The organism is Glaciecola sp. G7-5 (genome assembly GCF_055808975.1).
Genome location: NZ_CM147892.1, coordinates 4,610,552 through 4,625,805, shown reverse-complemented (window position 1 = coordinate 4,625,805; position 15,254 = coordinate 4,610,552). Strand labels below are relative to the sequence as shown.

The following is a 15,254-nucleotide window of genomic DNA, read 5'->3' as shown; positions in this document are numbered from 1 at the left end:
ACCAATAACAATACATCCCCTCATAAAATGCGCGATGTCGAGCATATTTATTTTATCGGCATTGGCGGCGCAGGTATGGGTGGTATTGCCGAGGTCATGATCAATTTAGGCTACAAAGTAAGCGGTTCAGACATTGCATCAAGCAATATGACGCAGCGTTTGCAAAGTATGGGGGCAGAGATTTTTATAGGGCATCGCGCAGCTAACTTAAGGGCGGTTGATGTGGTAGTGGTGTCGTCGGCGATTGATCAAAGCAACCCTGAAATTATAGAGGCAAATGAAGCGCGCGTTCCTGTTATTAGACGCGCGCAAATGTTGGCTGAACTCATGCGTTTTCGCTATGGTATTGCGGTTGCAGGCACACATGGCAAAACAACAACAACGAGTTTGCTGGCAACCATTTTTTCGCAAGCAAAGCTTGACCCAACATTCGTGATTGGTGGTCTGTTAAATAGTGCAGGTACTAACGCTAAACTGGGTGAAAGCAAATACCTGATTGCAGAAGCGGATGAAAGTGATGCTTCTTTTTTGCATTTACAACCAACCTTAAGTGTAGTGACTAACATTGAAGCGGATCATTTAGATGCCTATGATGGCGACTTTAGCAAAATGAAAAGCGCGTACGTCGAATTTTTACACAACTTACCTTTTTACGGACTTGCTGTGCTTTGCGGTGATGACCCCGTCATTCAAGAACTCATTCCAAGCATTGAACGCAAATATATAACGTATGGCGTGAACGATAGTAATGATTATGTTGCATCTAACATTAGTTACGGGGTGAATAAAAGTCATTTTACGGTAATGCGACCAAACAATAGCAGCCTAGAAGTTGAATTGAACATTACGGGGATCCACAATGTTCTAAACGCCACGGGCGCTGTCGCTACCTCCACCGAAGAAGGCATACAAGATGCTGATATTCTTCGTGCCTTAGCGCTATTTGAAGGAATAGGGCGGCGCTTCCAAATATTGGGAGAATTTGATGTTGATGCTGCTGAAGACTCAAAACAAGAACATGTAAGCACCGGCCGAATGCTCACCTTAGTTGATGACTATGGTCATCATCCGACCGAAGTTAATATGACAATCGCTGCAGCCAGAAGTAACTGGCCTGATAAGCGTTTGGTCATGGTGTACCAACCGCACAGGTACACCCGTACCCGAGATTTATATGAAGATTTTGTTGCGATACTTTCAAAGGTAGATGTTTTATTATTGTTAGATATTTATAGTGCCAGTGAAGCACCGATTGACGGTGTTGATAGCCGCTCACTTTGTCGCTCAATAAGACAGCGCGGGAAAATCGATCCCATACATGTCAAAGAGCCTGAGGACGTATATACCGTGCTTAATGATATTGTTCATGATCAAGATATCGTATTTTTGCAAGGAGCAGGTAACGTTGGCAATATTGCCGCTACCTTAGCCAAGCATGAGTGTAAATTTAACTTGTTGATGAAAAAGAAAACATGATGAAGCCTATTACTATTAGCAGTGAAGTTTTTGGAAAAGTTGCCGTGGTGCTCGGCGGTAATTCTGCTGAACGCGAGGTTAGCCTAGCCTCAGGTAAAGCAATTTTAAACGCGCTCAAGGGCTACGGTATAGATGCTCATGGCTTTGATACTAAACATCGAAAAATATGCGAACTCGCTGAGCAGCAATTTGACCGTGTATTTATTGCCTTGCACGGCAGAGGCGGAGAAGACGGTTCAATTCAAGGTGCACTCGACCTTTTACATTTGCCTTATACAGGGTCGGGGGTAACGGGTTCTGCTTTATCGATTGATAAAATACTCAGCAAATTAATATGGCACGCGCTCAAATTTCCTACCGCCGATTACATGGTAGTGTCGAAAAACAGTTTCCAAGCTTGCGACACCGCCAACATTTTGGCGACTTTAGGCCATGAATTGATGATTAAACCGAGTTTAGAAGGCTCGAGCCTGGGAATGACCAAGGCAAGTAGTGAAGAAAGTCTACTAAATGCGATCGAAACTGCGTTTGAGTATGACGATAAAGTATTGATAGAAAAGTTTATTACCGGCCCTGAATATACGGTGAGTATATTAGGTGACGACGCCCTACCTTCAATTACCATGAAGTCAGCGTCGGGTTTTTATGATTATTATGCAAAATACCAGGCCAATACTACAGAATATCATTGCCCTAGTGGTTTGAATGACGCTGACGAAAAGTATGTTCAAGCCTTAGCTATTGAAGCCTTTAAAGCTCTGCAAGGAAAAGGCTGGGGACGGGTTGATCTTATGCGTGACGGTGAAACTGATCAAAATGGCCATCCGTGTGGCAGGTTTTATTTATTAGAAAGTAACACCGTGCCAGGTATGACGGTAACTAGCTTAGTGCCCAAGGCCGCTAAACAAGCAGGTCTTAGCTTTGAACAGTTAGTATTGCAAATACTTGCACAAACCCTGCCTGCGCACTTGCGAGAGCCTGCGTGAGTAGCAAGGCCCTAAGCACCAAGCGTGCGTCGCGTGAACTTGCAGTGCAAGAGAGCGTTGACGAGGGCACAAGTGCTGAAAAAACGCCATTTTATATTGGTTTTCCAATATTTTTAGTGGTGATAGCGTGCATGATTTACGCGGGTTTTGGGGCATATCAGTGGTTACAAGACGAACAACGCTTACCCGTTCAAGAGATCGTAATAAGCGGTAAGTTAACCATGCTCGATACGCAAATGTTGAAAGATGTAGTAAGACGTAAAGCAAAAGGAAGCTTTTTTGCACTGGATGTTGATTACGTTCACGAAATAATGGAACAAGAACCTTGGGTATATACCGCCTCAGTACGAAAACGGTGGCCAAGTAAGCTTTATATTCATATTGTTGAACAAAAAGCCGTAGCGATTTGGAATGATGATTTATTATTAAATCGCTACGGTGATACTTTTGAAGGGCTTAATTTGAAGCAACTTTATGGTGATACCAAGCAAAGTATTGAATTGCAAAGATTACCTGTGTTATTTGGCCCAATGGGTAGCGAAAAAACTGCCTTAACAGGGTATACTCATATGCAGCGATTACTTAACACGAGTGGCCAGAAAATTGCATTACTTTCGCTAAGTGAACGCTTTGCTTGGCAGGCAAAATTACGCAACGACATTTTGCTCAAGTTAGGGCGTCAAGAATATATAAATCGCCTACAACGATATATTGATGTTTATCCCTTGCTAAAACAGCAAGAAAAGTCGATAGCCTACGTCGATTTGCGTTATGACACAGGTATGGCAGTGGGTTGGGGCGATAACAAAGCAAACAATGAAAATACGTCACAAGCTGAAAATTTGTAGTTAAGAATAAAAATAATCGTTAAGGAACGGGGAAAATTGTGTCTAAGGCATTGGAAAGAGACTTAATAGTTGGATTAGATATTGGCACCAGTACTGTCAAAGCAGTGCTTGGAGAAATTCTTGACGACGGCAATATCAGTATTGTTGGCGTAGGAAAGCACAAGTCTCGTGGTATGGATAAGGGCGGCGTTAATGATTTGAACCTAGTCGTTGATTCTGTGCGTCATGCAATCAATGAAATGGAACTGATGGCTGATTGCCAAGTCGCTAGTGTGTTTATGTCAATTAGTGGGCGACATGTTCAGTGCCAAAACGAAACCGGTATGGTACCAATAAACAACCAAGAAGTGACCCAAGATGACGTTGATAACGTCATCCATGCTGCCCGTTCGGTGCCCATGGCAGCAGAGCGTAAATTATTGCATGTGTTACCACAAGAATATGTGATTGATGTGCAAGAAGGCATTAAAAACCCGATTGGAATGTCTGGCGTTAGAATGGTTGCTGCGGCACATATTATTACTTGTGCTGATGACATGGCAAAAAATTTAGTGAAGTGCGTAGAAAATTGTGATTTATCAGTTGACCAGACCATTTTCGGTGCGCTTGCGTCTAGTTATGCTGTGTTGACTGAAGATGAGAAAGAATTAGGCGTGTGTGTAGCGGATATTGGGGGCGGAACCCTTGATATAGTGATTTACACAGACGGCGCAATAAGACATACTGCGGTTATACCATTGGCGGGAAACCAAATAACAAGCGATATCGCAAAAATATTCCGTACGCCAATGAATAATGCAGAGCAAATTAAAGTAAATTATGCTTGTGCATTGAAAAATATGGTTAATATGGAAGAGACCATTGATGTGCCCAGTGTTGGAGGCCGACCTGCTCGCGCTATGTCGCGCCACACACTTGCTGAGGTAATAGAGCCTAGATACCATGAATTACTAGAAATTGCCTACGAACACATCAAAGCTAGCGGATTAGAAGAACAAATAGCAGCCGGCTTAGTTATTACAGGAGGCACCTCTAAAATGGAGGGTGCTGTTGAATTCGCTGAAGAAATCTTTCAAATGCCGGTACGTGTCGGTAAGCCTCACAGTGTGAAAGGCTTGGCCGAATATGTGGACGATCCTTGTTTTGCGACAGCGGTAGGCTTGTTACAATACGGCAAACAAAATTCTAATAATAAGAAAGCGTCATCTAGACATGACGACGAAAGCGTTATAAAACGCGTCAAGAGCTGGTTTAAAGGTGCATTTTAGGGGGCCTTTAAGCGCTAAATAACAACAAGTCTGTTGCGCAGACTTAATGGTATCGGAGTTACATATTATGTTCGAACTGATGGAACCGCCTTCAGACGAAGCGGTAATAAAAGTAGTAGGTGTTGGCGGGGGCGGCGGAAATGCCGTTCAGTATATGGTTGATGAAACCATTGAAGGCGTTGACTTTATAGCGATGAATACAGATGCGCAAGCTCTGAAAAAATCCACCGCGACAGTTAAAATACAAATTGGTACTGAACTTACCAAAGGTTTGGGAGCTGGTGCTGATCCCAATGTAGGGATGGAAGCTGCACAAGAAGATCGTGAAAAAATCCGCCAAGCACTCGATGGTGCAGACATGGTTTTTATCACGGCCGGAATGGGCGGTGGTACAGGCACAGGAGCTGCCCCTGTAGTCGCGAAGTTAGCAAAAGAAATGGGCATTTTGACCGTGGCGGTGGTAACCAAACCATTTCCATTTGAAGGCAAAAAGCGCTTAGATTTTGCTAATCAAGGTATTTCAGAATTGGCGTCTTTTGTTGATTCATTGATTACTATTCCTAACGAAAAGCTTTTAAAAGTGATGGGCAAAGGTACGCCATTACTACAAGCTTTTAGTGCGGCCAATGATGTACTTAAAGGTTCTGTTCAAGGTATTGCAGAGCTTATTACGCGCACTGGTTTGGTTAACGTTGACTTTGCTGACGTTAAAACAGTGATGTCTGAAATGGGCACGGCAATGATGGGCAGTGGCATTGGTCGCGGTGAAGACCGTGCTGAAGAAGCCGCCGAAGCAGCTATCGCTTGTCCATTGCTTGAAGATATTGATTTGTCAGGGGCTCGCGGTATTTTAGTTAATATTACCGCTGGCTTAGATTTTGCGATTGATGAGTATGAAATCATAGGTAATGCAGTAAAAGCCTTTGCTTCTGAAAACGCAACTGTGGTTGTTGGTACGGTAATTGACCCTGAACTAGAAGATGAAATCAGAGTAACTGTTGTTGCCACTGGCATTGGCGCCGATCGCAAGCCTGATATCTCGTTAGTGCCTTCTGAGTCAGGAAAGCCCGGTCGTGAGCCTATGAAAACGAATGAAGGCCGAGTCAACAGCGGCTCAGTTGAGGGTAATCAAGCAGTTAAACTAGACGAAGAGCAATCTGGCGAATTGGAATATCTAGATATTCCGGCATTTTTGCGCAGACAAGCGGACTAGGGATTAGGTGCATGGCCATTAAGGTGGTCTTGTACCTTGCTTACTGCATTACTGGTCTGAACAGTGATTTAATTTGCGAATAATGCTTGCAAATTGAATTTTCTTTGACTTTTAATGCTTTACTCTTTATTATTCGCCGTCCTGAAAAACGATGAAGTAGACATGTTAAAACAACGTACGTTAAAAACAACGATTACCGAGACCGGAATTGGTTTGCACAAAGGCCGCAAAGTGACTATGTCATTGCGCCCGGCGCCTGCAGACACCGGTATCATTTTTCGACGTGTTGATGTTTCTCCGCCTGCTGACATTCATGCCAATGCAAAAGATGTCGGTGACACCATGTTGTGCACCTGTATCACAAATGCCGACGGCTACTCTATCCATACTGTTGAGCACTTAGCCTCTGCTTTGTCGGGTCTTGGTATCGACAACATTATTGTTGAAGTTGACAGTCACGAGCTACCGATATTAGATGGTAGCGCAAGCCCGTTTATCTTTTTATTGCAAAGCGCAGGTGTGGTTGAGCTCGACAAACCAAAGAAATTTATAAAAGTTAATAAAACAATTCGAGTTGAAGACGGCGACAAATGGGCCGAATTCAGACCATATGATGGATTTCGAGTTGATTTCGCAATTGATTTTGCGCATCCCGCTATTTCTCAAACGCGTCAACACTGTATATTAGATTTTTCTAAAGACTCATATGTTGATGAAGTAAGCAGAGCTCGCACCTTCGGTTTTATGCGCGACCTCGAAATGATGAATTCAATGAATTTAGCATTAGGTGGAAGCATGGACAATGCTGTGGCACTTGATGAGTTTCGCGTTCTTAATCCTGAAGGACTTCGATATACCGACGAATTTTTAAAACATAAAATTTTGGATGCAGTAGGCGACCTATTTTTAGGTGGTCATAACCTTATTGGTGAACTTGTTGCCTATAAAACCGGTCACGGTTTAAACAATAAGTTACTCAATGCGATCCTTGATGATAAAAGTGCGTGGGAATATGTAGAGTTTGAAAACGAAGAAAGTCTGCCAATAAAGTACATAGAAAATACACGATCTCTTGGTATGAACTTCGCTTAGTTTCGACACTATGCTGTTCTATCACTCTTTTTACATAAAGAAAAACCAAGACAATTCACAATAATGTGCTAGTTTTGCATGGCTATTGCATACTTAATGCAGCGCTATGTCAGCCGTTAAAATTTAGCTTGTTTTATAAGTGCATGAAAAATAGACACTTATGGGCAAAATATCTGAATAAGGAATGTGGTTTAAAAAATGTTGTAGTCTGCTTAGATTCTAGTGAAGTGTAAAATAAGTAGACGCTTATTAAAAAATATAACTCAACGCTTATTATTTTGTATCAATTGACCGATAACATGATTACACTATTTGGCATTAATAACAGTTGAAGTGCACTGTAAAAGAGAAACCAATACAATGAGTATCACCATATTAGTAAAAGGTAAGAACACGAGAATTGCGAAAAAAGTATCTATTCGTAAGACGGTGAGTTTGCTTGTGGGTGTCTCGCTTGTATTTTTAGTTTCTAGCCGCAGTACCGAATCAGTGTACGAAAATCAAGTCAGGTTTAACGTCGTAAAAACGGGCTTAAAAGAACAAGTCGATTTAGTCGAAAAATTACATAACACAACTGACCAGAAACTAGATGGCCTAATCCAGCAATTAGGGACGATGCAATCGCAACTTAATCATTTAGACACTGTGTCAGCAAATTTAGCTGAAAAAAGCGGCCTCACGAAAGCCGACTTTACATTTCCAGAAGAAATGAAAGCACAGCTTAGCAAAGACGCTAAGCTAACTTCTCAAATAGAAAAAATGGCCGATGCGCTTGAGTTTAAAATACAACAACTCACAGCCCTTGAATCTATCCTCCAAGGCCTCAATATAGAACAAGAGAGTACACTAGCCGGTAGGCCGGTGGGTAAAGGTTGGTTATCTTCGTATTACGGAATTCGAAAGGACCCATTTTCTGGCGAACGCACTATGCACAAAGGCATTGATTTCGCAGGAAAAGAAGGAAGTGACGTTATCGCAACAGGTGCGGGCGTTGTTACTTGGTCTGGAAGCCGTTACGGTTACGGAAATTTAGTTGAAATTGATCATGGCAATGGCTTGAAAACTCGCTACGGCCATAACGCGGCTTTAACCGTCGAAATTGGCGACATCGTGACCAAAGGGCAAAGTATTGCACTTTTGGGTAATACAGGGCGTTCCACAGGGCCGCATGTTCACTTTGAAGTCATCAAAAATGGTCGTCAAGTCGATCCACTACCCTATATCTACCGCTAATCCGCTAGTTTGACTCTCTTAATAGTGTTGGTGGGCAACCTTCAGCACGACTTTTATCGGCCATATTCTTTCACTTTGTGTTAATATGCGCTTTTTTTAACGCTATTAAGGTCAGTAGACCGAAAAATTGGACGTCTTCAACGCATGTTCTTGAGTATATTTAGGAAGATCTTTGGTACCCGTAACGACCGTCTTTTAAAAAAGTTACGTAAAACAGTTAATCAAATCAATGCGCTTGAGCCTGAGTTAGAGGCCTTAAGCGATGAAGCCCTTAAAGCCAAAACGCAAGAATTCCAAAAGCGAATCACAGACGGTGAAACACTTGAAGATCTTTTGATCGAAGCGTTTGCGGTTGTTCGCGAGGCAAGTAAACGGGTATATGGTATGCGTCATTTTGATGCGCAAATGAAGGGCGGCATGGTATTACACCAAGGCAAGATTTCAGAAATGCGCACAGGTGAAGGTAAAACCTTAACCGCCACCTTACCTACTTATCTTAATGCGCTCTCGGGTGATGGCGTTCACGTAATTACTGTAAACGACTACCTTGCCAAGCGTGATGCCGATTGGAGTCGCAAGTTATTTACCTTCTTAGGACTTACCGTTGGGTGCAATATTCCTGGTATGAACCATGAAGAAAAACTTGCTGCCTATACCGCCGATGTAACCTACGGTACAAACAATGAATTCGGTTTTGACTACTTGCGTGACAACATGGCATTTAGCCCTAAAGACCGTGTCCAGCGCAAACTAAATTTCGCCGTTATTGATGAAGTTGACTCAATCTTAATAGATGAAGCGCGCACACCGCTCATTATTTCAGGTGCAGCCGAAGATAGCTCAGAATTATATAAGAGAATAAACACACTAATTCCTGAACTTCAAAAGCAAGATCAAGAAGACCAAGAAGATGCACATGGTGATGGTCACTACACCTTAGATGAAAAAGCAAAACAAGTGCATTTAACCGAGAATGGTCAAGTCTTTGTTGAAGAACTACTGCAAAAGGCTGGTTTAATTGAAGAGGGTGATTCATTATTCGCAGCGACCAATATTCCTATGCTGCATCATGTAAACGCCGCTTTGCGAGCGCATAAACTTTTCACCAAAGACGTTGACTACATCGTAAAAGACGATCAAATCATAATTGTTGATGAGCATACTGGCCGCACAATGGAAGGGCGAAGATGGTCTGAAGGTTTGCACCAAGCTGTTGAAGCTAAAGAAGGCGTAAATATACAAAACGAAAACCAAACGTTAGCGTCAATTACCTTCCAGAATTATTTTAGAATTTATGACAAGCTTAGCGGAATGACCGGTACAGCCGAAACCGAAGCTTTTGAATTTCACAGTATTTATGGCTTAGAGACGGTCGTAATTCCGACCAACAAGCCGATGATAAGAAAAGATCACGCGGATAAAATCTATTTAACAGCTGAAGAAAAGTTTGTTGCAATTATTGAAGATATTAAAGACTGCGTAGAGCGCGGTCAGCCAGCATTGGTTGGCACAATCTCTATCGAAAACTCTGAGCTATTGTCACATTTACTTAAAAAAGCAAAAATTAAGCACAAGGTATTGAATGCTAAGTTTCATGCTCAAGAAGCTGATATTGTTGCCCAAGCGGGTATGCCTGGTGCCATAACCATTGCTACCAACATGGCCGGCCGTGGTACCGACATCGTACTTGGTGGTAATTTAGATGTCGTAATCGACGCGTTAAAAGATCCAAGTGAAGCGGCCATTGCGAAACAAAAAGAAGAGTGGCAAAAACGCCACGATGCAGTATTGGCTTCTGGTGGACTTCATATTATTGGTACTGAACGTCATGAGTCTCGTCGTATTGATAATCAGTTACGTGGTCGTTCAGGGCGTCAGGGTGACCCTGGTTCATCACGCTTTTATCTTTCATTAGAAGACCCACTCATGCGCATATTTGCATCAGATAAGATGAGCAATATGATGAAGCGCTTTGGCATGGAAAAAGGTGAATCTATTGAACATCCATGGGTGTCGCGTGCAATAGAGAACGCTCAACGTAAAGTTGAAGGTCGTAACTTTGATATGCGTAAACAATTGCTTGAGTATGATGATGTAGCCAACGATCAACGCCGCGTTATTTATGAACAACGTAATGAACTGCTTGATGAAGGTGATATTGCGAAGACCATCGTTACCGTGCGCGAAGACGTCGTCAATACCGTTATTAGTCAGTACATACCGCCTCAGTCTCTTGAAGAAATGTGGGATGTAAGTGGCCTAGAAGAGCGCCTTCGTAGTGACTTCTTAGTTGATTTGCCGCTTCAAAAGATGCTTGATGAAGACGACAAACTTTACGAAGACACTTTACGTGAGAGAATTTTAGAGTCAGTGGTCAATGCATACCGTGAAAAAGAAGAGACGGTAGGCGCCGAGGTTATTCGTTTGTTTGAAAAGCAAATTATGCTACAAACACTTGATACACACTGGAAAGAACATTTGGCCGCAATGGATTACTTGCGTCAAAGCATTCATTTGCGTTCTTATGCGCAAAAGAATCCTAAGCAAGAATACAAGCGTGAGTCATTTGAATTGTTCTCTGAAATGCTTGACAACCTAAAAATTGAAGTTATTAGTATTTTAAGTAAAGTACAAGTACGTCAAGAAGCAGATGTTGAAGCGGTTGAAGCGCAGCGTAGACGCGCTGAAGCTGAGAAAATGTTTGAACATAAAGATGCTGATTCACCCACGCAAGGGCCTGTGGACGCGCAAACACCTTCTAAGCCACAAACCTCTGTACGTCAAGGTCCTAAGGTTGGACGTAACGATCCTTGTCCGTGTGGCTCTGGTAAGAAGTATAAGCAGTGCCATGGCAAGCTTAGCTAAGCATATCAAAGTAGCGGTTGGCGTCATTACCAAAAACGATATGTTTTTTGTGTGTCGCCGACAAGCCCATCAGCATCAAGGCAATAAATGGGAGTTTCCCGGAGGCAAACTTGACCAAGGCGAATCCGCCGAGGACGCGCTGAAGCGAGAATTAGCTGAAGAAATTGGCATATCTATCAACACCAGCGAACATTTGATGGATATTGAGCACAATTACCCCGATAAAAAAGTCAGTCTACATGTCTATATAGTGTCTGATTTTGCAGGTCAACCCTATGGTGCTGAAGGCCAAGAGTCTGCTTGGTTTCATTTTAATTCGCTTAAAAATTTAGACTTCCCTGAGGCTAACCAAAATATCATCGAAAAATTAGCGCAAGTACTAAACTAATCTTTCGTTTTGCAATAATAGCAAATGTCTCTTAGACTCCCATCAACATTTTCTTAAGTCGTACTCAGCACTAGGCTATATGAATAGACCATTAAAACAAAAAACCATTGGCATTTTGGGCGGTATGAGCAATCGAGCTACTGTCGAATACTATAACTTTATTAATCAAGCTGTAAATGCTCAATTGGGTGGTTGGGATATTGCCGAAACGCTTATCATTGGCTGTAATTTTGGCAATATAGAATATTTTGTTAGAAAGGGTGAGTGGGCACTAGCAGAAGCCTATTTGCTTGAAAAAGCCAAGCTCGCCCAAGCAGGTGGAGCTGATGTACTTATATGTATGTCAAATACTATGCACAAAGTCCTGTCTCGCGTTAGCGAGGTAATTGACATTGACTTTATTCATATTGCACAGCCAACCGCCAGTGCAATTGTCGCGCAAAATTTATCTACGGTAGCGTTGTTAGGTACCTTGCCTGTTATGGCCGAAGACTATATGCGTGCAGAATATGAAAAAGAAGGCATTAACATCATCGTGCCTTCCCCAGCGCAGCAGCTTGAAATTGATCGCATCATATTTGACGAACTCGTGAAAAATATTGTTAGGCCCGAGTCTAAACAAATCTACATTGATGTTTGTCATGATCTCATTAGCCAAGGTGCACAAGGCATTATCTTGGGCTGCACGGAAATATTTTTACTTATTCAACCTCAGGACTTAAAGCAAGTGCCACTTTTCAATACCACTGAATTACATGTAAATGCGGTAGTAAAAGCAGCACTTAATTAGGCGCTCGTCTTTTGGGCTTGTATGCCAAAAAATACGCTGTACATAACTGGAACGACACCCAAGGTTAGCAAGGTGCCCACGCCTAATCCAAAGGCAATTGCGCAGGCCATGCCAAAGAACAAAGCATCTTGACTAATAATCAATGGCAATAAGCCTAAAATAGTTGTTGAGGTAGACATTACAATGGGTCTTAGTCGATGCACAGAGGCGCTAATTAAGGCGTCGTGCTCGCTACTGTTCGCCTTATCCTTATTTTCATTACGCTCAATGTCGATTCTGTCTATTAATACAATTGCGTTATTGACGATAATACCTGCCAATGCATATAGACCTAGTATTACCATAAAGCCAAAGTTAGCACCTGACACCAACAAGCCCATTACCGCACCTATAAGAATTAAGGGTACCGTTAAAATAACGACGCCCGCTCGGCGGTATGAATTAAATTGTGCAATTAAGATAAGGGCAACGATGCTCAGGCAAAGCGGTATGTTCGCATTTAGAGAGGCCTGCGACTCTTTAGATTCTTTAACCACACCATCAAATTCTATACGATGTGAATAGGGCAGTCTTGCCGCAAGTTCGTCTAACTGGCCCTGAAGCATTCCTGCCATATCTTCAGCCGTCAAGAATAAATTCTTAGCCTCTACGGTAACCGTTCTGAAAAGGTCTTCACGCGCGATGCGTGCATATTGAGGCGTAAACGCTATGCTTGCGATTTGCTCAAGAGGAACATTTACATTTCGGCTCTGGCTATATACGCTCACGCTGTATAGGCGCGACAGGTCAAGTTTATCTTCTTGTGCACCTCTGACAATAATAGGTAAAAGATCGTCGCCTTCTCTGAACTCAGAGATAACAACCCCATCGTAAAAGGTCTGCAAAGAGCGTGCAACGTCCTCGGTACTTACCCCTGCACGTTTAGCGCGAGCTTGGTCTATGTTGATATCGACTTGAGAAATTTTGTTTTCCCAATCGTCTTTTATTTCAACCGTGCCATTTAATGAGCGCATAATATCTTTAACATCTTGGGCCGCTTTATACACTACGTCTTTGTCTGGGCCAATAACTTGAATGTCTATTTTGTTTGAATCGGACGGGCCTAAAAACATTTTGGTGACGCGCACTCGCATTGAGGGAAATTGCTGTGCGAAGTCTTCACGTAAAAAAGCAATCACTTCATCTTGATATTGCTTGTCGCTCAAGTTGAACATAATAAATGCTTTATTTGACTCTGGTGTAATTGGCGTTAGAGACAAAACAAAACGAGGGCCACCAAAACCGCCATAGGCAGCATAGTTTCTCACGTGTTGATAACGCTCGTTGTTATCAAGGAGACTGAAAACTCGCTGCAAGCTTGCCTGTGTTTCGCGCATGGTCGTGCCCGCAGGTAAATCGATATAAGCGAGTACTTGTGCACGGTCTGAATCAGGGAAAAACTTTACCGGTACAATACTCATCGCGCCGCCCGCAGCAATAAACAAAACAATCATAAAGGCCATAAACGAAGCGCGTTGTCTAAGTATACGTTTTAAGAAGCTGCGGTATGCGTCGTTTAGCTTATCGAAGAGCGTTGCAATTTTTTGCTGGAAGCCTTCTTTGGCTTTGATTTCACCATCTTTAATAAATAGGTAGCATAAGTAGGGCGTGACCATTAACGAAAGCAACCACGACACTACTAGGGCGTAAATAATGACAATTGAAATTGAGCGTGTGTATTCACCTGAAGAACTCTCGGCAAGCATAAGAGGCAAAAATACGAGCATGGTCGTGGCTGACGATGTCAGCAAGGGTATTGCTAAGGTGCGGCCTATATTGCGCACTATTTCGATACGTTTTTCGCCAGCCTCTAGGCGCTTTTTAAAGTCTTCAGCAACTACGATCCCATTATCAACTAACAAACCTAGTGAGATGATTAAAGTTGCCAAACTCATTCTTTCAAGGGCCATACCGCTAAAATTTAATATTGCCAATACGATTAATACCACCGCTGGTACAATTGCTCCAACAATTAAGCCGATCCTAAAGCCCAAAAATAAAATGACCACAGACAATACAATTGCTAAGGTTTGGATGACATTTATCGAAACGCCTTCGACGGCGGTTTCAACCTGATCTGCTTGGCGCGTGATTATGCTATAGCTGATGCCTGCGGGCATGATGGTGTTTAATTCTTGTAATCTTTTTTCAATTCGCGGGGACACTTCGGTAACGCTGTAGCGATCATTTTTGGCGATAGCTAAAACAATAGCGGGTTTACCATTGAAATACGCAGTTTGCTCTGGGGGGTTGACTAAATCTCGATAAACCTTGGCAAGATCGCTTAGCCTGATTGTTTGGCTTGGATCTTCAAGTGGAAATACAACGTTTTTGATATCCTCTATACTGGTGAAATTCCCGCTTGGTGATACGTTAAAGCTCTTGCCATCAATATCAATAATACCGCCTGCACGAATCACGTTTTCACTTTGTAAAGTTGCTATCAACTGGGCGGGCGAAATGCCTAGTTGTGCCGCTTTTATATCAGAGACCTCAATAACGATTGTTTCTTGTTGTGCACCTAGAATATTGACTGATTGCGTTCCTTCGACTAAATACAATTCGTCTCTTGCATGCTGGGCCATATCAAATAACTCGCCCATTGATATACCGCTTTGTGCTTGCAAGGCAACCGTTAAAATAGCCACATCGCCAAAGTTATCATTCACAAAAGGGGTCATTGTGCCTTCAGGCAACTGATTCGCAACTTTATCAAGTTCGTTTCTAACTTTGTCCCAGATTTGGTCAAGGTCAAAATAGCGTTCATATAACTGCACATATACCGTCGAGCGACCAAGGACTGATACTGAGCGTATCTCTTTGACTTCATCTACGTTACGAACGCCTTCTTCTATCGTTTTGGTCACTAATAATTCGATTTTCTCAGCAGACATGCCGGGAAACTCTGTAGTAATTACGGCCTCTCGAATTTTAATTGATGGGTCTTCTTGTGCAGGCAAGGTAAAGTAACTCAACACGCCAAAAATCATAAGTCCCAGCACGATAGACATCACACTGCGATTATATTTAACACCAAATTCAGATAGGTTCATCAT

Annotated in this window: 11 protein-coding genes; 10 read left to right on the top strand and 1 reads right to left on the bottom strand. The window is 42.5% G+C overall.

The window, feature by feature from the left end:
• The first annotated feature begins 27 nt into the window (after positions 1-27).
• The 10 genes from murC to AC0L6H_RS20245 all read left to right on the top strand — a co-directional run bounded on the left by murC (position 28) and on the right by AC0L6H_RS20245 (position 12,159).
• The gene (gene murC, locus AC0L6H_RS20290; protein ID WP_473394607.1) at positions 28-1,476 is read left to right on the top strand and encodes a UDP-N-acetylmuramate--L-alanine ligase; all 1,449 of its coding nucleotides are present in this window, start codon (positions 28-30) and stop codon (positions 1,474-1,476) included.
• On the top strand, positions 1,473-2,462 hold the full coding sequence (locus tag AC0L6H_RS20285; protein WP_473391163.1) for a D-alanine--D-alanine ligase: 990 nt from the start codon (positions 1,473-1,475) through the stop codon (positions 2,460-2,462). Before murC ends, AC0L6H_RS20285 begins: the two co-directional genes overlap by 4 nt.
• Positions 2,463-2,506: 44 nt before the next feature.
• Positions 2,507-3,310: a cell division protein FtsQ/DivIB gene (locus AC0L6H_RS20280; protein ID WP_473394605.1), complete on the top strand. Its 804-nt coding sequence runs from the start codon at positions 2,507-2,509 to the stop codon at positions 3,308-3,310.
• A gap of 38 nt (positions 3,311-3,348) precedes the next feature.
• On the top strand, positions 3,349-4,578 hold the full coding sequence (gene ftsA, locus AC0L6H_RS20275) for a cell division protein FtsA (RefSeq protein WP_473391162.1): 1,230 nt from the start codon (positions 3,349-3,351) through the stop codon (positions 4,576-4,578).
• Between the two features lie 67 nt (positions 4,579-4,645).
• Positions 4,646-5,791 carry a cell division protein FtsZ gene (gene ftsZ, locus AC0L6H_RS20270; RefSeq protein WP_473391160.1) on the top strand — a complete coding sequence of 382 codons (1,146 nt, stop codon included), beginning with the start codon at positions 4,646-4,648 and terminating at the stop codon, positions 5,789-5,791.
• A 162-nt stretch (positions 5,792-5,953) separates the two neighbouring features.
• Complete coding sequence (lpxC, locus tag AC0L6H_RS20265) at positions 5,954-6,883, top strand: UDP-3-O-acyl-N-acetylglucosamine deacetylase (RefSeq protein WP_473391159.1); 930 nt, start codon at positions 5,954-5,956, stop codon at positions 6,881-6,883.
• Positions 6,884-7,243: 360 nt separating this feature from the next.
• On the top strand, positions 7,244-8,116 hold the full coding sequence (locus AC0L6H_RS20260; protein ID WP_473391158.1) for a M23 family metallopeptidase: 873 nt from the start codon (positions 7,244-7,246) through the stop codon (positions 8,114-8,116).
• A gap of 144 nt (positions 8,117-8,260) precedes the next feature.
• Positions 8,261-10,981, top strand: coding sequence for a preprotein translocase subunit SecA (secA, locus tag AC0L6H_RS20255; RefSeq protein ID WP_473391156.1), 2,721 nt, complete (start codon positions 8,261-8,263; stop codon positions 10,979-10,981).
• Positions 10,965-11,369, top strand: a complete 405-nt coding sequence (gene mutT / locus AC0L6H_RS20250) for an 8-oxo-dGTP diphosphatase MutT (RefSeq protein ID WP_473391155.1) — start codon at positions 10,965-10,967, stop codon at positions 11,367-11,369. Before secA ends, mutT begins: the two co-directional genes overlap by 17 nt.
• 79 nt (positions 11,370-11,448) lie before the next feature.
• Positions 11,449-12,159 (top strand): aspartate/glutamate racemase family protein, encoded by a 711-nt coding sequence (locus AC0L6H_RS20245; protein ID WP_473391153.1) that lies wholly within the window; start codon positions 11,449-11,451, stop codon positions 12,157-12,159.
• Here the strand turns inward: AC0L6H_RS20245 and AC0L6H_RS20240 are convergent.
• Positions 12,156-15,251: an efflux RND transporter permease subunit gene (locus AC0L6H_RS20240; protein ID WP_473394603.1), complete on the bottom strand. Its 3,096-nt coding sequence runs from the start codon at positions 15,249-15,251 to the stop codon at positions 12,156-12,158. The two genes, AC0L6H_RS20245 and AC0L6H_RS20240, sit on opposite strands and share 4 nt — an antisense overlap.
• Positions 15,252-15,254 lie beyond the last annotated feature (3 nt).